The organism is Azorhizobium doebereinerae UFLA1-100, assembly GCF_000473085.1.
GTDB lineage: Bacteria > Pseudomonadota > Alphaproteobacteria > Rhizobiales > Xanthobacteraceae > Azorhizobium > Azorhizobium doebereinerae.
Window position 1 is genome coordinate 190,485 of record NZ_AXBA01000005.1, and the last position, 19,150, is coordinate 209,634.

Sequence of the window (19,150 nt, forward strand, 5' to 3'; positions counted from 1 at the left end):
CGCCGCTCGTCATCCGAGTAGCGCGGGACGCGGTGCAAATGCCAAGTTGAAGGACGGCGTGCGGCCACGGGGTGATCCGGGCCGGTCCGCCCTTCGCGTGCCCTGGCTGGCCTGGAACCCGAGGCCGGCGGTGAGGGGCGCGGTGTGTGAGGTTTGAGTCGCCGGGGGGCGCCGTCCGCAGACCCGTTCCGGGAACGCGGTTCCCGGCCACCCGTTTTCGAGGATGCGGTCGATGCGTGGCGCGCTCGGCGGTCCCCGCGTGCTCTTGAGGCGTCTCCGCGAAGTCATGGCGGAGCCGATCAGCGCGCAGGACCGGCTGGACAAGATCGTGGTGCTGATCGCTGCCAACATGGTGGCGGAAGTCTGCTCGGTCTATGTGCTGCGCGTCGACGCCACGCTTGAGCTCTATGCCACCGAGGGCCTGAACCGCGACGCGGTGCATCTCACCGTGATGCGCACCGACGAGGGCCTCGTCGGCCACGTCGCCCGAGAGGCCGAATCGCTCGCCCTCTCCGACGCCCAGAACCACCCGGAATTCTCCTACCGGCCGGAAACGGGCGAGGAGATCTACAACTCCTTCCTCGGCGTGCCGATCCTGCGCGGCGGCAACACGCTGGGCGTGCTGGTGGTGCAGAACCGCGCCCGGCGCACCTATACGGACGAGGAGATCGAGGCGCTCCAGACCACCGCCATGGTACTGGCGGAGATGATCGCCTCGGGCGAACTGACCGCGCTCGCCAAGCCCGGCGCGGAGCCGGCGGTGCGCCGGCCGTTGCACCTGACGGGCGTGCCGCTGGCCGACGGCCTCGGCCTCGGCCATGTGGTGCTGCACGAGCCGCGCATCGTCGTGACCAACGTCATCGCCGATGACGTGCACAAGGAAACCGCACGCCTCGACGGCGCCATCGGCAAGCTGCGCGCCTCCATCGACCTGCTGCTGGAGGACGACGGCCTGTCCAAGGCCGGCGAGCATCGCGACATTCTCGAAGCCTACCGCATGTTCGCCCACGACCGCGGCTGGATGCACAAGATGCGCGAGGCGGTGCTCTCCGGCCTCACCGCCGAGGGCGCGGTGGAGCGGGTGCAGTCGGACACCCGCGCCCGCATCATGCGCGCCTCCGACCCCTATCTGCGCGAGCGCCTGCACGATCTCGACGACCTCGCCAACCGGCTGCTGCGCGAACTGACCGGGCGCACCCGCGCCTCCGAGCGCGCCGATTTGCCGGAAAACGCCATCCTCATCGCCCGCAACATGAGCCCGGCCGCGCTGCTGGACTATGACCGCACCCGCATCCGCGGCCTGGTGCTGGAAGAGGGCGGCACCACCAGCCACGTGACCATCGTCGCCCGCGCGCTCGGCATCGCCGCCGTCGGCCAGGTGGACAACGCCTCCGGCCTCGCGGAGGCCGGCGATCCGGTGATCGTGGACGGCCAGGCCGGCGAGGTGCATTTGCGCCCGCCCGGCGACGTGGAAGCCGCCTATGCGGAGAAGGTGCGCTTCCGCGCCAAGCGGCAGGCGCGCTATGCCGCGCTGCGCGACATTCCCAGCGTCACCCGGGACGGGGTGGCGATCGACCTGCACCTGAACGCCGGCCTGCTGGTGGACCTGCCGCACATCGCCGAGACCGGCGCCGCCGGCATCGGCCTGTTCCGCACCGAGTTGCAGTTCATGGTGGCCGCTACCTTCCCGCGCATTTCCGAGCAGCTCGGCCTCTACCGGGCGGTGCTCGACGCGGTGGGCGAGCGGCCGGTGACCTTCCGCACGCTGGATATCGGCGGCGACAAGGTGCTGCCCTACATGCGCACGGTGGAGGAGGAGAACCCGGCGCTCGGCTGGCGTGCCATCCGCCTCGGCCTCGACCGGCCGGGCCTGCTGCGCAGCCAGATCCGCGCGCTGCTGCGGGCCGGCGCCGGGCGCGAACTGCGCATGATGTTCCCCATGGTGGCGGACGTGCACGAGTTCGACCAGGCGAAAGCCATCCTGGAGCGCGAGCTCACCCACCTGCGCAAGCATGGCCACAGCCTGCCGGAGAAGGTGTTCGTCGGCGCCATGGTGGAGGTGCCGTCCCTGCTGTTCCAGCTCGACGAGATCCTCTCCCGCGCCGACTTCCTCTCCGTGGGCTCCAACGACCTGGTGCAGTTCCTGTTCGCCGCCGACCGCTCCAACGTGCGCGTGGCGGACCGCTTCGATCCGCTGTCGCCCGCCGCGCTGCGGGCCTTCCGCATGGTGGCGGAGGCCGGGGCGCGCCACGGCAAGCCGGTCACCCTGTGCGGTGAGTTGGCCTCGCGGCCGCTGGAGGCCATCGCGCTCGCCGCGCTCGGCTATCGCGCGCTGTCGCTGTCGCCGGCCTCGGTGGGGCCGGTGAAGTCCATGGTGCTGGACCTGGACGTGGGCGCCGCGCGGGCCATCCTGCTGCCGCTGCTGGACGACACCACCGGCGGCGCCGACATCCGGGCGCGGCTGAAGGCGTTCGCGGAGGAGAGCGGACTGCCGCTCTGACGCCATGCGCCTGCCAGCCCTCGTTTTCCTGTCCATCCCGGCCGCTGCGGTCACCCCCGGAGCGGCCGCATGAGCATCGACCTGCCCACCGCCAAGCTCGACCAGGTGGTGGCGCGCCATCGGGAAGTGGAGGCGCTGCTCGCCGCTGGCGCCGAGGGCGAGGAATATGTCCGCCTCGGCCGCGAATTCTCCGACCTGTCCCCGGTGGTGGAGCAGGTCCGGGCCCTGCGCGCCGCCGAGCAGGACCTGGCCGACGCCCGCGAGATGCTCGGCGACCCGGAAATGCGCGACCTCGCCCAGAGCGAGGTGGAGCGGCTGGAGGCGCAGCTCGACGTGCTGGCCAAGGAGGTCCGCCTCGCCTTGCTGCCCAAGGACGCCATGGACGAGCGCGGCGTCATCCTGGAGGTGCGCGCCGGCACCGGCGGCGACGAGGCGGCGCTGTTCGCCGGTGACCTGTTCCGCATGTATGCGCGCTACGCCGCCGAGAAGGGCTGGAGCGTGGAACTGCTGTCCGAGAGCGAGGGCTCTATGGGCGGCTACAAGGAAGTGGTCGCCGCCGTGCACGGGCGCGGCGCCTATGCGCGCATGAAGTTCGAATCCGGCGTCCACCGGGTGCAGCGCGTGCCGGACACCGAGGCCTCCGGCCGCATCCATACCTCCGCCGCCACCGTCGCGGTGCTGCCCGAGGCGGAGGAGGTGGACGTGGACATCAACGAGAGCGACCTGCGCATCGACGTCTACCGCGCCCAGGGCGCCGGCGGGCAGCATGTGAACAAGACCGAGAGCGCGGTGCGCATCACCCACCTGCCCACCGGCATCGTGGTGGCGGTGCAGGACGAGCGCTCGCAGCATCGCAACAAGGCCCGCGCCATGGCGCTGCTGCGCTCGCGCATGCTGGACGAGGAGCGCCAGCGGGCCGACGCGAGCCGTGCCGCCGACCGGCGCGGGCAGGTGGGCTCGGGCGACCGCTCCGAACGCATCCGCACCTACAATTTCCCGCAGGGGCGGGTCACCGACCACCGCATCAACCTCACCCTCTACAAGCTGGAGGAGGTGATGACCGGGCAGGCGCTGGACGAGATCATCGACGCGCTGCTGACCGAGCATCAGGCCGGCCTCATGGCCGCCGAGCGGGACTGACCCCATGCCGCAGGACGCGCCCGACACCATCGGCGCGCTGCGCCGGGCGCTCGCCGCCCGCCTCGAAGCCGCCGGGATCGACAGCCCGGACCTCGATGCCGGCCTTCTCGTCGCCCATGCCCTGGGCCTCTCCCACGCCGCCGTGCGCCTCGGCGCCGGCGATCCGGTGGACACCGCCGGGGCGGCACGCGCGGAAGCGCTGGCGGCGCGGCGAATCGCCGGCGTGCCGGTCGCCCGCCTGCTGGGAGAGCGGGAATTCTGGAGCCTGTCCTTCGCGCTGAGCGACGAGACGCTGGTGCCGCGCCCCGACACCGAAACCGTCGTCGAGGCGGCCCTCGCGCTCATCGCCGACCGCCGCGCGCCCTTGCGGCTGCTCGATCTCGGCACCGGCTCCGGCGCCATCCTGGCGGCCCTGCTGGTGGAACTGCCGGGCGCCTGGGGCCTGGGCGTGGACCGCGCCTATGGCGCCACGCGCACCGCCCGCGACAATCTGGCGCGCGCGGGCCTGGACGGTCGCGGGGCGATGATCGTCGGCGACTGGGCGGCCGGTCTCGCGGGGCCGTTCGACCTCATCGTCTCCAACCCGCCCTACATTCCCAGCATCGATATTCCCGGCCTCGCCATCGAGGTGCGCGAGAACGATCCCATGGCGGCGCTCGATGGCGGCGCGGACGGGCTCGAATCCTACCGCATCATCGCCCGGGAAGCCCCGCGCCTGCTGGCCTCCGGCGGCCATCTGGTGCTGGAATTGGGCATCGGGCAGGAAATGGACGTGGCAGCGCTGCTGGAGGCCGCGGGCATGCGCGTGGTCGGCCCGGCCCGCCGGGATCTCGGCGGCATTCCCCGCGCCCTGGTCGCCCGGCGGCCGTGAGCGACAATCACCGCCCCGTGCGAAGGAGCGCGCCGCTCTGCCGCAGCGCGGTAAAATCGAAAAAACTGCTTGGAACACCGGGTCGAACTGGCTAGTGTCCAGACAGGTGTCGAACCGATGCGGCAGCCCGAGGGGCTGATGCGAGCTTCCGAAATCTCGACAGGATCTCTCGGACGCTGCGGAAGGCGAAAGCCGGCGGTGCGGATAGCGCGCCACTGTGCACCTTCCCGGGACGGCTCATGACGCCAGGTTCTCGCGTTCAGGGCATGCCCGTGACGGCGAGGTTTGACGTGGCTTGCCGCGCGCGAATGCGCGGAGCGGGGCTCATGGTCACACAGATCCTGAATTCATTGTGTCCGGGACGAACGTGACAGCCGACGGGCGCATCAGCCCTGGCGAACAAACCGTTGCGACGTCATCGGGCTTTCGATCTCCGGCCGTGCCGGGCGCTTCATCAGCACCCGGTTTCGCGGTTCGGACGCAGGCGGCGGCGGCACAGCCGAGTGAGTAGAGAATGATCCTCATGAGAAATGGTCAGCAGAAGCGTATGCGCGGCCGTAACAACCGCCGCAGCTCCAACCCGATGACCCGGGTGTACGAGTCCAACGGCCCGGACGTGAAGGTGCGCGGCACCGCTCACCACATTGCCGAGAAATACCAGCAGCTTGCCCGCGACGCCCAATCCTCCGGCGACCATGTGGCTGCGGAGAATTACTACCAGCACGCCGAGCACTATCAGCGCCTGATCGCCGCCCTCCAGGGCCAGTTCGCCACCCAGCCCGGCTTCGGGCGGGAAGACGAGATGGACGAGGACGAGATGGATGACGGCGGCTTCGACGCGCCGCAGCCGAACTTCCAGCCGCGCGAGCAGAACTACCAGCCCCGCGAAGGCCAGCGCCAGCAGCGCGACAACCGCCAGAACGGCAACCAGCGTCGCCAGCGCGACGACGAGGGCGGCGAGGGCAATTACCAGCCGCGCGAATTCCGCGGCCAGCGCCGCGACGACGACCAGCAGGGCAATTATGCCCCCCGCCAGCCGCGCGAGCCCCGTTACCCCCGCGAGGAAGGCAGCGAGGGCTACGCGCCCCGTCCCCCCCGCCAGCCGCGCGAGGAGGGCGAGGGCTATGCCCCGCGCCAGCCGCGTCAGCCCCGTGAGGAAGGCGAAGGCGGCTATGCCGCCCGCGCCCCGCGCCAGCCGCGCGAGGAAGGCGAGGGCTACGCGCCCCGCCCTGCCCGTGAGCCGCGCGAGCCCCGCGAACAGCGCCAGCCGCGCCAGACTGAGGACGAAGCCCCCTACGCCGCCCCGGCGGCGGCGCCTGCCCCGGCCCCCGCTCCGGCTCCGCGCGCCTCCCGCGCCCGCAAGGAGCGCGAGGAAGTCCAGCAGCCCGAGCTCGGCCTGCCCTCCTTCATCACCGGCGGCACCCCGGCCCCGGCCGCCAAGGAGCGCGCCGCCGCCCCCGCGGCCGAGGAAGGCGGCGAGGACAGCCCCCGCTTCACCCGCCGCCGCCGCCGCTTCCGCGGCCAGTCGGAGGAAGGCGCCGAGGGCGCGGCCCCGGCCGCCGAGAGCGGCGCCGAGCCCCAGTTCGACAACTGAAGCGCGCCTCGGCACCAAGCCGGCGCCCACAATAAAAAAGGCCCGCTCGCGCGGGCCTTTTCTTTTGAACGCGATGGCTTGCCGCTCACAGCTTGCGCAGCTGAACCTCTTGGATCTCGTGATCGCCCGCCTTGCGCAGGATGAGGTCCGAGCGCTGGCGGGTGGGCAGGATGTTCTCCTGCAGGTTCGGCAGGTTGATCCGGTGCCAGATGGACAAGGCGGTGGCCCGCGCTTCCTCCTCCGACAGCTTGGAATAGCGATGGAAATAGGAGAGCGGATCCTTGAAGGCGGTCTCGCGCAGCCGCATGAAGCGCTGCACATACCATTGCTCCAGCACGTCCTCGTCGGCGTCGATATAGACCGAGAAATCGAAGAAGTCGGAGACGAACGGGATGGCCTTGCCGTCGCGCGGCGGCCGGCCGGTCTGCAAGACGTTGAGGCCCTCGACGATGAGGATGTCCGGACGGTCCACCTCCACCGTCTGGTCGGGCATCACGTCGTAGAAGAAATGCGAATAGAGCGGCGCCTTCACCGGCCGGCGCCCGGCCTTGATGTCAGTGAGGAAGCGCAGCAGCAGGGAGAGGTCGTAGCTTTCCGGAAAGCCCTTCTTCTCCATCAGCCCTTCGCGTTCCAGCACCGCATTGGGCAGCAGGAAGCCATCGGTGGTCACGAGGTCCACCTTCGGCGTGTTCGGCCAGCGGGCAAGCAGCGCCTGGAGCACGCGGGCAGTGGTGGACTTGCCCACCGCCACGGACCCGGCCACGCCGATGATGTAGGGCATCTTGCCCTCGCCGGTGTCGCGATGGTCGAGGAAGTGGCTCATGGCGCGGAACAGCTTCTGCGTCGCCCCCACATAGAGCGACAGCAGGCGCGACAGCGGCAGGTAGATCTCCTCCACCTCGGACAGGGACAGGCGATCGTTCAGGCCCTGGAGGCGGATGATCTCTTCCTGCCGCAAAGGCATGGGCGTGTCTTCGCGCAACTGCGCCCATTCAGCCCGCGTAAACCTGCGGAAGGGCGAGAGGCCTGGGTCAAGCCGTTGATCCATATAGTGCGTTCCCTCCCAAGACGGCCCCTCTCATGACGGCTCAGCTGCGTTGTCTCGCGGCTTTTTCTTGGTGCCCGGACTGGCTGGTGCGTCGCGCCAGTTCCGCGTGGATGTCATCGAGCGGCACGCCCTTGGCATGGAGTAGAACCGCCAGATGGTAGAGTAGATCGGCGGCCTCGGATACCACCTCCGCCCGGTCGCCGGCGACGGCGGCAAGCGCCGTCTCCACCGCCTCCTCGCCGACCTTCTGGGCACACTTGGCGATGCCCTTGTCGAGCAGGGAGCGGGTGTAGGACGCCCCCGCGTCCGCCTGCGCCCGCGCGGCGACGATGCGCTCCAGATCGGCGAGGGTCACGCGGTCTTCGCTCATCGTCATCCCCGCCATAGTGCGGCACCCCGAGGGCGCGAAAAGATCTTCAGGTTTCCAGCCGGACCGGCAGGCCGGCCTCCGCCAGGCGCTCCTTGGCCTGGCGCACGGTGAAGGTACCGAAATGGAAGATGGACGCCGCCAGCACCGCCGACGCGCCGCCTTCCCGGATGCCTTCCACCATATGGTCCAGCGTGCCCACGCCGCCCGAGGCGATCACGGGAACGTGCACCGCGTCCGAGACCGCGCGGGTGAGCACCGTGTCGAACCCCCGGCCCGTGCCGTCACGGTCCATGGAGGTGAGCAGCAGCTCGCCGGCCCCGAGGTCCACCACTTCGCGGGCATATTGCACCACGTCGATGCCCGTGGGTTTGCGCCCGCCATGGGTGAAGATCTCCCAGCGCGGCGCCTCGCCGGGGCCGGACACCTGCTTGGCGTCGATGGCCACCACGATGCACTGCTCGCCGAACTTCTCCGCCGCCTCGCCGACGAAGGCGCGGCGGGCCACGGCGGCGGTGTTGATCGCCACCTTGTCCGCGCCCGCATGCAAGAGGGTGCGCACGTCGTCCACGGTGCGCACGCCGCCGCCGACGGTCAGCGGCATGAAGCACTGCTCGGCGGTGCGCTGGACCACGTCGAGGATGGTGCCGCGATTCTCGTGGCTGGCGGTGATGTCGAGGAAGGTCAGCTCGTCCGCGCCGGCGGCGTCATAGGCGCGCGCGGCTTCCACCGGGTCGCCGGCGTCGCGCAGGTCGACGAACTGCACGCCCTTCACGACGCGGCCGTCCTTCACGTCCAGGCAGGGGATGACGCGGACTTTCAGCATGGCCGCGCCTCAGCCCCGCCCGGCCACGAGCGCGAGCGCTTCGCCGGGGTCGAGCCGCCCGTCGTAGAGCGCGCGGCCGGTGATGGCGCCGGCCAGCTTGTGGGCGCGAGGGGTCAGCAGCGCCTCCACGTCCGCCAGCGAGGCGAGGCCGCCGGAGGCGATCACCGGGATGTTCACCGCCTCGGCCAATTCGATGGTGGCATCGAGATTGAGGCCCTTCAGCAGGCCGTCACGGGCGATGTCGGTGTAGATCAGCGCGGCGACGCCCACGTCCTCGAAGCGGCGGGCGATCTCCACCGCCGGCACGTCGGAGCTTTCGGCCCAGCCCTGCACGGCGACGCGGCCGTCGCGGGCATCGAGGCCCACCGCCACCCGGCCCGGATGGGTCTTGGCGGCGGCGCGCACGAAATCGGGATCACGCACCGCGGCGGTGCCGAGGATGACGCGCGTCACGCCCTTCTCCAGCCACGCATCCACCGTCGCCATGTCGCGGATGCCGCCGCCCAGTTGCACCGGGATGGAGACCGTCTCCAGGATGCGGTCCACCGCCGCCGCATTGACCGGCCGGCCGGCGAAGGCGCCGTCCAGGTCCACCAGATGCAGGTAGCGGAAGCCGAGCGCCTCGAACTCGCCCGCCTGGCTGGCGGGGTCGCGGTTGAACACAGTGGCCCGCGCCATGTCGCCCTGTTCCAGGCGCACGGCGAGGCCGTCCTTCAGATCGATGGCGGGAAACAGGATCACGGGCGCCACTTCAGGAAATTGGCGAGAAGGGCGAGGCCAAGCCGCTGGCTCTTCTCGGGATGAAACTGGGTGCCGGCCACGTTGTCGCGCGCGACCACGGCGGTGATGGTGCCGCCGTAATCGGTCGTCGCCACGAGGTCGGCGGGATCGGCGAGCTGGAACGCATAGGAATGCACGAAATAGGCATGCAGGCCGCCCTCGCCCACGGGGATGGCGTCGAGCAGCGGGTGCGGCCGGGCCGGAACCAGCGTGTTCCAACCCATGTGCGGGATCTTCAGCGCCGGGTCGGCGGGCGTGATGCGGTCCACCTCGCCCTTGATCCAGCCGAGGCCCTGCGTGGTGCCGTGCTCCAGGCCGCGCTCGGCGAGAAGCTGGAGGCCGACGCAGATGCCGAGGAACGGCCGGCCCTTGCCGTGCACCGTGTCCTCCAGCGCCTCAACCATGCCCGGCACGGCATCGAGCCCGCGCCGGCAGTCGGCGAAGGCCCCGACGCCCGGCAGCACCACGCGGTCGGCGCCGCGCACCACGTCCGGGTCGCTGGTCACGACCACGCGTTCGGCGCCGGTGTCCAACGCCGCGCGCTCAAGGGCCTTGGCGGCGGAATGCAGGTTTCCGGAGCCGTAATCGACAATGGCGACGGTCATGATGCGTAAGGCTCCGGCAGCGAGCCGATCACCGGCCCCGGCCGCGCGGGCGTGCGGCGACCGGCGGAGGGCGGCGCAGACGCGTGTCCCGAGGCGCCGGTGGGCGGCGTCCAGTCCGCGAAGAAGCGCCATTCCGCTTCCATCTCGTCACGGGCGACGACGACGCCGGCCTCCTCATAGCCGCGCCAGCGCAGCTTGCGGATGCGCAGCGCCGGCAGCTCCAGCGCGACCAGCACGTGGAAGCCGAGCGACACAGCGCCCGTCACCATGTCATCGAGGCCGAAGCGGTGCTCGGCCACGGCCAGGATGACCGCCACCGCCACATAGGCGGCGAACACCAGCCACAGGCGGTAGCGCAGCAGCACCAGCGGGGCGAAGAAAAGCGCGGCCCAGGAGAAGCGCTCGCGCACGAACACCACCCGCTCGGCGGCCCGCACCGGCGTGTCGCCCGCCACGTCCCTGGTCAGAACGGTCCAGCTCGCCATGACGCCTCCTTCAGCCGCCGAGGGCGCCCTTGGTGGAGGGGATTTCCCCCGCCGCCGCCGCGTCGATGGCCACAGCCGCGCGCAGCGCACGGGCCAGGCCCTTGAAGCAGCTTTCGGCGATATGGTGGGCATTGTCGCCGTACAGCGTCTCCACATGCAGCGTCACACCGGCATTGGAGGCGAACGCCTGAAAGAACTCGCGCACCAGCTCGGTGTCGAACGCGCCGATCTTGGCGACCTTGAATTCCGTGCGGAAGACGAGATAGGGACGGCCGGAAATGTCCAGCGCCACGCGGGTCAGCGTCTCATCCATGGGCAGGTGCAGGTCGGCATAGCGGGTGATGCCGCGCATGTCGCCGAGCGCGCGCTTCACCGCCTGGCCGAGCACGATGCCGACGTCTTCCGTGGTGTGGTGGAAGTCCACATGGAGATCGCCCTTGGCCTCCACTTCGAGATCGAAGCGGGCGTGGCGGGCGAGCAGGTCGAGCATATGGTCGAGGAAGCCGACGCCGGTGGAAATGGCGGCACGGCCCGTCCCGTCCAGATCGAGGGACAGGCGCACCTTCGTTTCTTTGGTCTCGCGGACGATCTCGGCCTGACGCATGGAACTCCTCCAAGGCCGCGCCTTCTAGCAGGTACCGTGCTGCAACGCCATATGGCGGCCATGTGACAACCGCATGGGAGATGGACGTATGCCCCTGCGCGAAGCACGTCTTTCCGGGGCGGTCACAGGGGGATGGCATGACAGCGTTTGCGACCAGCGGCGGCCTCAGGATCGCCTATGACCTCCAGGGCGACGGCCCGGCGCTGCTGCTCATCGGCGGCCTGTCCGCCGACCGGGCGTTCTGGAGCTTCGCCCGGCCGCATCTGTCCGCCTTCCGCACGCTGGCCTTCGACAATCGTGACATCGGCGCCAGCGACCGGGCCGAAGGCGCCTATGCCCCCGTGGACATGGCCCGCGACGCACTGGCGGTGATGGATGCGGCCGGCATCGGCAAGGCCCATGTGCTCGGCCATTCGCTCGGCGGCGCCATCGCCCAGGAACTGGCGCTGCTGGCGCCGGAACGGGTGGACCGCCTGGTGCTCGCCTGCAGCTTCGCCCGGCCGGACCTCTATGTGCACGGCGTCCTCACGCTGCTGAAGCGGCTGCGGGCGGAACTGGCCGACCCGGTCTCCTATGTGTCGGCCCTCGCCACCTTCACGCTCGGCCGGACGTTCCTGGAGGCGAACGGGCTGGAGGACATCGCCCGCGCCGCGCTGGTCGCCGGCCCGCTGCAGGAGGTGGCGGCCTTCCAGCGGCAGGCCGATGCCACCCGCAAGGTGGACACCCTGGCCCGCCTCGGCGGCATCGCCGCGCCGACGCTGGTGCTCTCCACCCCCGAAGACCGCTTCTTCGGACAGCTCTTCTCGGACGCGATCGCCGCAGCCATTCCCGGCGCGCGGCAGGCGATGGTGGGCGCCTGCGGCCATTGCCCGATGATCGAGGCGCCGGAACGCTTCGCCGCCGCCGTCTCCGGCTTCCTGCGCGGCCGTTGAGGACGCAGGGGCCAGACCGCCCCGGGGGGCTCCTTCCGCGCGCCTTGGCCGAGGGGGCGTTGCGCCGGCGGCGGAACGCCTTAAGTAAGGCGTCGTCAGCGGAGCCTTGCATGCATTCCCCAGATACCATTTACGGCACGACCATCGTCACGGTGCGCAAGGGCGATCGCGTCGCCATCGCCGGCGACGGGCAGGTGACGCTCGGCCAGACGGTCCTGAAAGCCAATGCACGCAAGGTGCGGCGGCTGGGGAAAGGCGACGTGATCGGCGGCTTCGCCGGCGCGACCGCCGACGCCTTCACATTGTTCGAGCGCCTGGAAGCCAAGCTGGAGCAGTATCCCGGCCAGCTCCAGCGCGCCGCGGTGGAACTGGCCAAGGACTGGCGCACCGACCGCTATTTGCGCCGGCTGGAGGCGATGATGATCGTCGCCGACGCCCAGGTGTCGCTGGTGCTCACCGGCACCGGCGACGTGCTGGAGCCGGAAGCGGGCGTGGCCGGCATCGGCTCGGGCGGCATGTACGCGCTCGCCGCCGCCCGCGCGCTGCTCGACCGCGAGGAGGCGCCCGAAGCGATCGTGCGCCGCTCGCTGGAGATCGCCGCGGATATCTGCGTCTATACCAACCGCAATATCGTCGTGGAGACCATCGGCTGACCTTTGCGTCCGCCGGCCCCCGCGCATCCCTGTCACCGGAGGGCCAAGCCCTGCGGGACGCGAAAGACCTGGACCGATGACCGACTTTTCCCCCCGCGAGATCGTCTCCGAACTGGACCGCCACATCGTCGGCCAGGCCAAGGCCAAGCGCGCCGTCGCCATCGCGCTGCGCAACCGCTGGCGCCGGCAGCAGCTCGAAGGCCACATGCGCGAGGAGGTTCTGCCCAAGAACATCCTGATGATCGGCCCGACCGGCGTCGGCAAGACCGAGATTTCACGCCGCCTCGCCCGCCTCGCGGGCGCCCCCTTCCTCAAGGTGGAGGCCACCAAGTTCACCGAGGTGGGCTATGTGGGCCGCGACGTGGAGCAGATCATCCGTGACCTCGTTGAAGTGGGCATCGGCCTGGTGCGGGAAGCCAAGCGCAAGGACGTGCAGGCGCGCGCCCATCTCGCCGCCGAGGAGCGCGTGCTGGACGCCCTGGTGGGCGCCAACGCCTCCGCCACCACCCGCGACGCCTTCCGCAAGAAGCTGCGGGCGGGCGAGTTGGACGACAAGGAAGTGGAGATCGAGGTGCAGGCCGGCGGCCAGGGCCTGCCCATGTTCGAGATCCCCGGCATGCCCGGCGCGCAGATGGGCGCCGTCTCGCTGGGCGACATGCTGGGCAAGGCTTTCGGCGGGCGGAGCAAGGCGCGCCGCGTGCTGGTGAAGGACGCCCACCCCCTCCTCCTCACCGAGGAGGCCGACAAGCTGATCGACCAGGACGCCACCACCCAGGAAGCCATCTATGCGGTGGAGAACAACGGCATCGTCTTCCTGGACGAGATCGACAAGATCGCCGGCCGCGAGGGCCGCTCCGGCGCCGACGTCTCGCGCGAGGGCGTGCAGCGCGACCTGCTGCCGCTGATCGAAGGCACCACCGTCTCCACCAAGCACGGGCCGGTGAAGACCGACCACATCCTGTTCATCGCCTCCGGCGCCTTCCACGTCTCCAAGCCTTCGGACCTGCTGCCGGAGCTGCAGGGCCGCCTGCCCATCCGCGTCGAGCTGGAAGCGCTCACCCGCGCCGACTTCGTGCGCATCCTCACCGAGACCGAGGCCAGCCTCGTCAAGCAGTCGCTGGCCCTCATGGGCACCGAGGGGGTCACGCTGGACATCACGCCGGACGCGGTGGAAGCCATCGCCGACGTGGCGGTGGAGGTGAATTCGAGCGTCGAGAACATCGGCGCCCGGCGGCTCCAGACGGTGATGGAGCGGGTGCTGGACGACCTGTCCTTCACCGCGCCGGACCGCTCCGGTGAGAGCGTCGTGATCGATGCGGCCTATGTGCGCGACCGGGTGGCGGACCTTGCCAAGAATGCCGACCTGAGTCGCTACATCCTCTGATCCCGGCGCGGGACGGCTCCGTCCGGATCGATCACGGATCCGGGCAGCCTATCCCCGCGGCTGGACGGCGGAGACCGAGCGCGGGGTCAGGCCCGCTTTTTCCAGCTCATCCAGCGCCGGCTCGGCCACGTCGGACTGCGGCAGCAGGTTGCGCACCACCCGGCGGACCCCGGCCGCGCCCTCGGGCGTGTCCTGCGCCAAGGCGACGACCACATCATGCTCCTCCTGCGCCCGGCCGAGCGTATGCAGCGCGAGGGCCAAGGCGACACGGGTCTGCGGCGTCGGATGGAGCTGGAGCGGCAGCACCACCGAGCCGGCGGCATGGGCGTCGTCCCGCATGAAGGCCGAGACCGCGAGATAGGCTTCCTGCAAGGGGGTGCGCAGGGCGCCGTGGGCGCGGGCGAAGGTCAGCAGCGCCTCACCCTGCTCCGGCTGCCCGAGCCCGATGAGCAGCGAGCCCACATCCGCCGCGGCGTCATAGTCCAGCGGATTGAGAGCCAGCGCCCGTTCGGCCGCTGCGAGGGCCGCGTCCCGCTCGCCGCGGGAGAAATCCACCTTCGCCAGCACCCGCGCCGCATAGGCGCTGGTGGGAACCAGATCGGCGGCCAGTTCCGCCTCGCGCAGCATCCGCGCCTCGCGCTCCACATCGGGCGGCGCATCCGGCGCGCGCTGCGTCTCATCGAGCAGAAGCTGCGCCCGCACCGCATGGGCGAGGGCAAAGCCGGTGTGCTGCCGCGCCACCTGGACGAGGCATTCGTGGATCTGCGTCGTGGCGCCGGCCTCCGCCGCCCGCGTGACCGCATAGACCTGGGCGATGCAGCCGAAGCCGGAGGGCGTCACGTCGGCGCGCGCCTGCGCCCGCGCGCGGGTGGGCAGCACGCCGTAGGCCTGCATCAGCGCCACCGACATGTCGCGGACCACCCGCTGCTCGGTGGCCGGCATGTCCGCACCCCGCCGCAGCCCCTCGAAGGCCGAAGACCAGACGATGGTGCCCTCGCAGCGGTCCACCAGGCGCACCAGCAGCGAGAAGGTGCCGTCATCCCGGCCCTCGGCCAGGCCGGACAAGGCGAAGACCGAGCGCGGCGGCGGATCCCGGCACTCCCGCACCGAAGCCTCCTGCCCGGGCTCCATCACATCGACGAAATCGAAGCGGGCGAAGGCGTCGCGCAGCCGGGCTTCGATGGCATGGGTTTCGGCGAGCGTGGGCGCGCGGCTGCCCACCGTCTCGAACGGGCGCACGTCCAGTACCGGCATCCCCAGGCGATCGGCGAGATCGCGCGGGCCGTCCTGCGCCAGCCCGAAGGCCCGGCCGAGGGAATCCGCCCCGACCCCGTAGCGCAGGCTGGTCCAGCCCAGCGCGGCGCCCACCAGCAGCAGAAGCGCCGCGATCCCCCACTGCGCCCGCCGCCCCGAACGCGCCGGGGCCGGAGGCGGCGCGACGGGAACCGGCAATGCGGGATCGATGTCGGGCAGCGGCTCGGCAGCGTCGCCGCGCTGGCGGAACTGCGGCACGTAGCTGCCCTTGGGGATGACGACTTCCAGCGTCTCCTCGGGACCCGCGCCGGCATAATAGCGCTCCAGCGCGCGGCGCAGGCGTGTCGCCTCGACGCGCACGATGGGGTCGCTTTGGGGGTCGAACGAGGTCGGCCGGCCGAGGGCCTCCACCGCGATGGTGTAGCCCTTGATTTCCTCCGCCCGCCCCGCGAGCTTGGCTTCCACCACGAAGCGCAGGAAATCAGCGAGGCGCGGCGAGGACACGAATTCCTCGGAGGCGAGGACGCGCGCCAAAGCCGCCCGAACCAGGGCGCCTTCGTCCGCTTCCGGCGAGGTCTCGCCGGCGTCACCCGTCGCCATGTCCATGTCAGCCCCCCTCCCCGGCCGACGCGCACGCGCGCGAGCCCGCGCCGTTGCGCGCAGGCGTGCGGCGGCGGGGGGCCATGGGGGACGCAGGGTGACGTATCGTCATAACGCTCTTTTCGATCAGCCCGCTCCCGCGCGCAAGGGGCGATCGGCACCGGAACGGCCAGCGAAACCTGCCAACCCGGCGAAACGCCTCGCTCCCGGTGCTTTGCGCGCAACAGCGCGCCTTCGCTGTCCGCTCAAAACCCCGTGTTCTCTTGCCGTGACACATCCCTGCGTCGGTATGCGGCGGATCTGAGGCCGCGGCGCGCCAGGGCGCCGGAGCGAACGCCACGCTGAACGCAAAAACCCGGGGAGGTGCCTCCCCGGGTCTGCCCGCTTGCGCGAGGTTCGCTAGATGCGTCCCGTCAAGGCAAGGACGATCACCACGACCAGCAGTACGCCCACGATGCCGCCGGGGCCGTAGCCCCAATTGCCGCTGTAACCCCAAGTGGGAAGCGCGCCGACCAGCAGCAAAACCAAAACAATGATGAGAATAGTTGACATGGCTGTTGCGTCCTTCTGTCACCTCTGGCGAAAGAACGCAGGCTCCAGGTAAAGGTTCCGCTGGGGTGCGGCGGCTTTGGAAAGATGAGACACAGAAAGCAAGGGGACGGAACAAAGCCCGTCGACCCTCGCTCCCCGTGCCGCAGAAGCTAACGTTGCGTCATGGCAGCATCGATCCGTGAGATGGGCCGAACGGCGCCGTTCATTCGAGCGGGGCCGTGGCAGCCTCCATCCAGGCCCGCGCCGCCGGATCGAGCAGCGGGCCGATGCTTGCCGCCACGCGGGCGTGATAGCTGTCGATCCACGCCGCCTCGCCCGCCGTCAGCAGAGCGGTGTCGATCAGCCGCCGGTCGATGGGCGCCAGCGTCAGCGTCTCGAAGCCGAGGAAGCTCTTCCCGCCGGCCGCCATCTCGCGCGGCTCCACCAGAATCAGGTTCTCGATGCGGATGCCATAGGCCCCGGTGCGATAATAGCCCGGCTCGTTGGAGAGGATCATGCCCGGCTCCAGCGCCACATGGCCGAGCTTCGAGATGCGGGCCGGCCCCTCGTGCACGGAGAGGCCCGCACCCACGCCATGGCCCGTGCCGTGCTCGAAATCGAGCCCCGCCGCCCACAGGAACTGCCGCGCCAGCGTATCCAGCTGCGCCCCGGTGGCCCCCTTCGGAAAGACCGCCCGCGCCAGCGCGATATGGCCCTTCAGCACCAGGGTGAAGTGCGCCCGCATGTCGGGGCTGGGGGTGCCCACCGCCATGGTGCGCGTCACGTCCGTGGTGCCGTCGGGATATTGCGCGCCGGAATCCAGCAGGAACAGATCGCCCGGCGCGATGGTCCGGTTGGTGGCCCGGGTGACGCGGTAGTGCACGATGGCCCCGTTCGGCCCGGCGCCGGAAATGGTCGGGAAGGACACGTCGGTGAGCTGTCCCGTCTCGCGCCGGAAGGTCTCCAGCGCCTCCACCGCCTCGATCTCGGTCAGGGTGCCGGAGGCGGCCGCGCCGTCGAACCAGTGCAGGAAGCGGGTCAGCGCCACCCCGTCGCGCAGATGCGCGGCGCGCATGCCGGCGATCTCCGCCGCATTCTTGCGCGCCTTCAGGGCGCTCACCGGGTCCGCGCCCTTGGCCACCGTGCCGCCCGCCCGCTCGACGATCTCGGCGAGATGCACCGGGGCGGTGGCCTGATCGAGCCGCAGCGCGCGCCCGACGGCAAAAGCCGCGAGCGCAGCCTCCAGTTCGTCCTCGGGCCGGATGTCGACCACCGGGGCGAGCGCTTCGCGCACGGCGGGCGACAGCTTGGCCGGCGACAGGAAGAGCTGCGCCCGCCCCTCGGCCGGGACCAGCGACCAGGCGAGCGGCAAGGGCGTGTGCGCCACGTCGCCGCCGCGCACGTTGAACAGCCAGGCCGTGGCGTGGGGATCGGAGATCAGCGCCCCGCCCACTTTCTCCTTGGCGAGCACCGCCTGCACCCGTTCGAGCTTGGCGCCCGCATCCTCTCCCGCCAGCGCGGGATCGAGCAGGCGCAGCGGGGCAGACGGCGGCAGCGGGCGGTCGGCCCAGATCGCGGCGACAGGATCGTCCGCCACGCCGACCAGGACGCCCCGTGCCGCCGCCACCGCCCGGGCGAACTTGTCGCGGCCGTCCAGCGTGGTGCGCCAGGGATCGAAGCCCAGGGTCAGGCCCGCCGGCAGGTTGGCCTCCAGCCAGCGTTCCGGCGTGGTCTCGGCCAGGGGAACGATGGTGAAGGCATCCCCGTCCACCTGGGCGGCGGCCTGAAGCGTGTAGCGCCCGTCCACGAACAGCGCGGCGACCTGCGGCAATACCACCAGCAGCCCAGCCGATCCGGTGAAGCCGGTCAGCCAGGCGAGGCGCTCTTCGCCCGGGGGCACATATTCGTTCTGGTGCGCATCCGCGCGCGGCACCACGTAGCCGCCGACGCCGCGGCGCTCAAGCTCCGCCCGCAGGGCCGCAAGGCGCGCCGGCCCGGCGCTGCCGTCGGCGGTCTCATCGAAGGACTGGAACTCGGCACGAAACCGGCGGGCGGGCGCGGGAGGCGGGGGCATCTGTGACATGAGACCAGCTTAGCCAGGACGGGCAGGGTTGGAAATCCGCATGGCGCCCGCACGGGCCGGCGCTCACCGCGAGCGTTCAGGCGGGGATGACGCGCCGTGCCCCTTGATGCGCGGGCCACCTCCTGTCTATGGTGCCCCCGCTGCGGGCGTAGTTCAGTGGTAGAACGACAGCTTCCCAAGCTGTATGTCGTGGGTTCGATTCCCATCGCCCGCTCCAATTTCGCGAGCTTCGACAAAGGCTTGTCGGTCTACCGTTGAGCTACGCGTTCCCCACGTTCCCCATCGCGTTCCCCATGTGTGTTTACGGCTTGTTCCGGTGTGCCGAACGAAGCTCGGCAACTTCGCGGCTCCTCCCCATGCCGCGCACGTAGCGGAGCGTGGTGGAAGACTGTGAATGACCCGCCGTGGAGCGGATCGCGTCGAGATCAGCGCCGGCGTCATCGGCCTCGGAGATCCCACCGGCGCGGGCGTCCATGTTCCACACCTCATCGGGAATGCCGGCCTCGCGGGCGATGCTGCGCCACTCACGGGCATAAGCATGCTCAGCGTAGGGGCGGCCGGCGGTTTCATCGATGATCAAGGGGCCGACGCGCTGCGACGCGGGCACTAGGTAGTGTGGACTCTTGGGGTTCCCGGGCTGAATGATCTGTGATTCAAAGCTGCCTTTGATGAGGCAGCGATGGGTGTTCTTGATCGACTGGTGCTTGGGGATGAGCAGTGGGCGCGGATAGCGCCGCACATCATCGGCGACGAGCGGACGCGCGGCTCTTCGGGCCGGGACAATCGTATGTTCATCGAGGCGGTGCTGTGGATCGTGCGCACCGGCTCGCCTTGGCGCGATCTGCCGGAGCTGTTTGGAGAATGGAACACCGTCTTCCGTCGCTTCAGCCGCT

Annotated in this window: 19 protein-coding genes and 1 tRNA gene; 9 read left to right on the top strand and 11 right to left on the bottom strand. The window is 70.5% G+C overall.

All coding sequences use genetic code 11. The features are described 5' to 3' along the window. Positions 1 to 232: 232 nt before the first annotated feature. The 4 genes from ptsP to YU1_RS0107195 all read left to right on the top strand — a co-directional run bounded on the left by ptsP (position 233) and on the right by YU1_RS0107195 (position 6,105). Positions 233 to 2,500 carry a phosphoenolpyruvate--protein phosphotransferase gene (gene ptsP / locus YU1_RS0107180; protein WP_029003497.1) on the top strand — a complete coding sequence of 756 codons (2,268 nt, stop codon included), beginning with the start codon at positions 233 to 235 and terminating at the stop codon, positions 2,498 to 2,500. A gap of 69 nt (positions 2,501 to 2,569) precedes the next feature. Next, positions 2,570 to 3,640 (top strand): peptide chain release factor 1, encoded by a 1,071-nt coding sequence (gene prfA, locus YU1_RS0107185; RefSeq protein WP_029003498.1) that lies wholly within the window; start codon positions 2,570 to 2,572, stop codon positions 3,638 to 3,640. Between the two features lie 4 nt (positions 3,641 to 3,644). Continuing rightward, positions 3,645 to 4,511 (top strand): peptide chain release factor N(5)-glutamine methyltransferase, encoded by an 867-nt coding sequence (gene prmC / locus YU1_RS0107190; RefSeq protein WP_029003499.1) that lies wholly within the window; start codon positions 3,645 to 3,647, stop codon positions 4,509 to 4,511. 514 nt (positions 4,512 to 5,025) lie between these two features. Beyond that, on the top strand, positions 5,026 to 6,105 hold the full coding sequence (locus YU1_RS0107195; protein WP_245263253.1) for a DUF4167 domain-containing protein: 1,080 nt from the start codon (positions 5,026 to 5,028) through the stop codon (positions 6,103 to 6,105). An 85-nt stretch (positions 6,106 to 6,190) separates the two neighbouring features. Here the strand turns inward: YU1_RS0107195 and coaA are convergent, their stop codons facing one another. The 7 genes from coaA to hisB are packed head-to-tail and all read right to left on the bottom strand — an operon-like array spanning position 6,191 to position 10,820. Further along, positions 6,191 to 7,153: a type I pantothenate kinase gene (gene coaA, locus YU1_RS0107200; RefSeq protein WP_029003501.1), complete on the bottom strand. Its 963-nt coding sequence runs from the start codon at positions 7,151 to 7,153 to the stop codon at positions 6,191 to 6,193. A 40-nt stretch (positions 7,154 to 7,193) separates the two neighbouring features. Further along, complete coding sequence (locus YU1_RS0107205) at positions 7,194 to 7,523, bottom strand: phosphoribosyl-ATP diphosphatase (protein ID WP_084539725.1); 330 nt, start codon at positions 7,521 to 7,523, stop codon at positions 7,194 to 7,196. 46 nt (positions 7,524 to 7,569) lie between these two features. Beyond that, complete coding sequence (hisF, locus tag YU1_RS0107210) at positions 7,570 to 8,346, bottom strand: imidazole glycerol phosphate synthase subunit HisF (protein ID WP_029003503.1); 777 nt, start codon at positions 8,344 to 8,346, stop codon at positions 7,570 to 7,572. A gap of 9 nt (positions 8,347 to 8,355) precedes the next feature. Continuing rightward, the gene (gene hisA, locus YU1_RS0107215) at positions 8,356 to 9,096 is read right to left on the bottom strand and encodes a 1-(5-phosphoribosyl)-5-[(5-phosphoribosylamino)methylideneamino]imidazole-4-carboxamide isomerase (RefSeq protein ID WP_156921993.1); all 741 of its coding nucleotides are present in this window, start codon (positions 9,094 to 9,096) and stop codon (positions 8,356 to 8,358) included. Next, a complete protein-coding gene (gene hisH, locus YU1_RS0107220) occupies positions 9,084 to 9,731 on the bottom strand; it encodes an imidazole glycerol phosphate synthase subunit HisH (RefSeq protein WP_029003505.1) in 648 nt (215 codons plus the stop codon). Before hisH ends, hisA begins: the two co-directional genes overlap by 13 nt. After that, the gene (locus YU1_RS28360; RefSeq protein ID WP_051356587.1) at positions 9,728 to 10,216 is read right to left on the bottom strand and encodes a DUF2628 domain-containing protein; all 489 of its coding nucleotides are present in this window, start codon (positions 10,214 to 10,216) and stop codon (positions 9,728 to 9,730) included. The genes hisH and YU1_RS28360 overlap by 4 nt, the downstream gene beginning before the upstream one ends. A 10-nt stretch (positions 10,217 to 10,226) precedes the next feature. Beyond that, entirely contained in the window at positions 10,227 to 10,820 is a 594-nt protein-coding gene (hisB, locus tag YU1_RS0107230) for an imidazoleglycerol-phosphate dehydratase HisB (protein ID WP_029003506.1), read from the bottom strand. Positions 10,821 to 10,957: 137 nt separating this feature from the next. Between hisB and YU1_RS28365 the strand changes: the two genes are divergently transcribed. The 3 genes from YU1_RS28365 (at position 10,958) to hslU (ending at position 13,789) form a co-directional block, all read left to right on the top strand. Beyond that, on the top strand, positions 10,958 to 11,752 hold the full coding sequence (locus YU1_RS28365; RefSeq protein WP_051356588.1) for an alpha/beta fold hydrolase: 795 nt from the start codon (positions 10,958 to 10,960) through the stop codon (positions 11,750 to 11,752). Positions 11,753 to 11,862: 110 nt separating this feature from the next. Beyond that, entirely contained in the window at positions 11,863 to 12,405 is a 543-nt protein-coding gene (hslV, locus tag YU1_RS0107240; RefSeq protein ID WP_029003507.1) for an ATP-dependent protease subunit HslV, read from the top strand. 76 nt (positions 12,406 to 12,481) lie between these two features. Beyond that, positions 12,482 to 13,789: an ATP-dependent protease ATPase subunit HslU gene (gene hslU, locus YU1_RS0107245; protein WP_029003508.1), complete on the top strand. Its 1,308-nt coding sequence runs from the start codon at positions 12,482 to 12,484 to the stop codon at positions 13,787 to 13,789. A 48-nt stretch (positions 13,790 to 13,837) separates the two neighbouring features. Here hslU and YU1_RS28370 read toward each other — a convergent pair whose 3' ends face one another. From YU1_RS28370 to YU1_RS0107260, 3 genes are all read right to left on the bottom strand, one after another. Beyond that, complete coding sequence (locus YU1_RS28370) at positions 13,838 to 15,649, bottom strand: hypothetical protein (RefSeq protein ID WP_051356589.1); 1,812 nt, start codon at positions 15,647 to 15,649, stop codon at positions 13,838 to 13,840. A gap of 393 nt (positions 15,650 to 16,042) precedes the next feature. Further along, positions 16,043 to 16,195: a DUF3309 family protein gene (locus YU1_RS32580; protein WP_035714267.1), complete on the bottom strand. Its 153-nt coding sequence runs from the start codon at positions 16,193 to 16,195 to the stop codon at positions 16,043 to 16,045. A gap of 202 nt (positions 16,196 to 16,397) precedes the next feature. Further along, entirely contained in the window at positions 16,398 to 18,257 is a 1,860-nt protein-coding gene (locus YU1_RS0107260; protein WP_084539717.1) for an aminopeptidase P family protein, read from the bottom strand. 142 nt (positions 18,258 to 18,399) lie between these two features. On the opposite strand from YU1_RS0107260, the gene YU1_RS0107265 reads away from it, so the two are divergent. Next, positions 18,400 to 18,474: transfer RNA gene (locus tag YU1_RS0107265), tRNA-Gly, on the top strand. Between the two features lie 84 nt (positions 18,475 to 18,558). On the opposite strand, the gene YU1_RS0107270 is transcribed toward YU1_RS0107265, so the two are convergent. Then, a complete protein-coding gene (locus tag YU1_RS0107270; RefSeq protein ID WP_245263254.1) occupies positions 18,559 to 18,837 on the bottom strand; it encodes a hypothetical protein in 279 nt (92 codons plus the stop codon). A gap of 99 nt (positions 18,838 to 18,936) precedes the next feature. Between YU1_RS0107270 and YU1_RS28380 the strand changes: the two genes are divergently transcribed. After that, positions 18,937 to 19,150 (top strand): transposase (locus YU1_RS28380; RefSeq protein WP_035713436.1); only part of this gene is annotated, 214 nt, incomplete at its 3' end.

Coding starts and splice junctions, on each gene's coding strand:
- hslV (WP_029003507.1), top strand. CDS start 11,863: ATGCATTCCCCAGATACCATTTACGGCACGACCATCGTCACGGTGCGC.
- hisF (WP_029003503.1), bottom strand. CDS start 8,346: ATGCTGAAAGTCCGCGTCATCCCCTGCCTGGACGTGAAGGACGGCCGC.
- hisH (WP_029003505.1), bottom strand. CDS start 9,731: ATGACCGTCGCCATTGTCGATTACGGCTCCGGAAACCTGCATTCCGCC.
- prmC (WP_029003499.1), top strand. CDS start 3,645: ATGCCGCAGGACGCGCCCGACACCATCGGCGCGCTGCGCCGGGCGCTC.
- ptsP (WP_029003497.1), top strand. CDS start 233: ATGCGTGGCGCGCTCGGCGGTCCCCGCGTGCTCTTGAGGCGTCTCCGC.
- prfA (WP_029003498.1), top strand. CDS start 2,570: ATGAGCATCGACCTGCCCACCGCCAAGCTCGACCAGGTGGTGGCGCGC.
- hslU (WP_029003508.1), top strand. CDS start 12,482: ATGACCGACTTTTCCCCCCGCGAGATCGTCTCCGAACTGGACCGCCAC.
- YU1_RS28370 (WP_051356589.1), bottom strand. CDS start 15,649: ATGGACATGGCGACGGGTGACGCCGGCGAGACCTCGCCGGAAGCGGAC.
- hisB (WP_029003506.1), bottom strand. CDS start 10,820: ATGCGTCAGGCCGAGATCGTCCGCGAGACCAAAGAAACGAAGGTGCGC.
- coaA (WP_029003501.1), bottom strand. CDS start 7,153: ATGGATCAACGGCTTGACCCAGGCCTCTCGCCCTTCCGCAGGTTTACG.
- YU1_RS0107205 (WP_084539725.1), bottom strand. CDS start 7,523: ATGAGCGAAGACCGCGTGACCCTCGCCGATCTGGAGCGCATCGTCGCC.
- YU1_RS0107195 (WP_245263253.1), top strand. CDS start 5,026: ATGATCCTCATGAGAAATGGTCAGCAGAAGCGTATGCGCGGCCGTAAC.
- YU1_RS28360 (WP_051356587.1), bottom strand. CDS start 10,216: ATGGCGAGCTGGACCGTTCTGACCAGGGACGTGGCGGGCGACACGCCG.
- YU1_RS0107260 (WP_084539717.1), bottom strand. CDS start 18,257: ATGTCACAGATGCCCCCGCCTCCCGCGCCCGCCCGCCGGTTTCGTGCC.
- YU1_RS28365 (WP_051356588.1), top strand. CDS start 10,958: ATGACAGCGTTTGCGACCAGCGGCGGCCTCAGGATCGCCTATGACCTC.
- YU1_RS32580 (WP_035714267.1), bottom strand. CDS start 16,195: ATGTCAACTATTCTCATCATTGTTTTGGTTTTGCTGCTGGTCGGCGCG.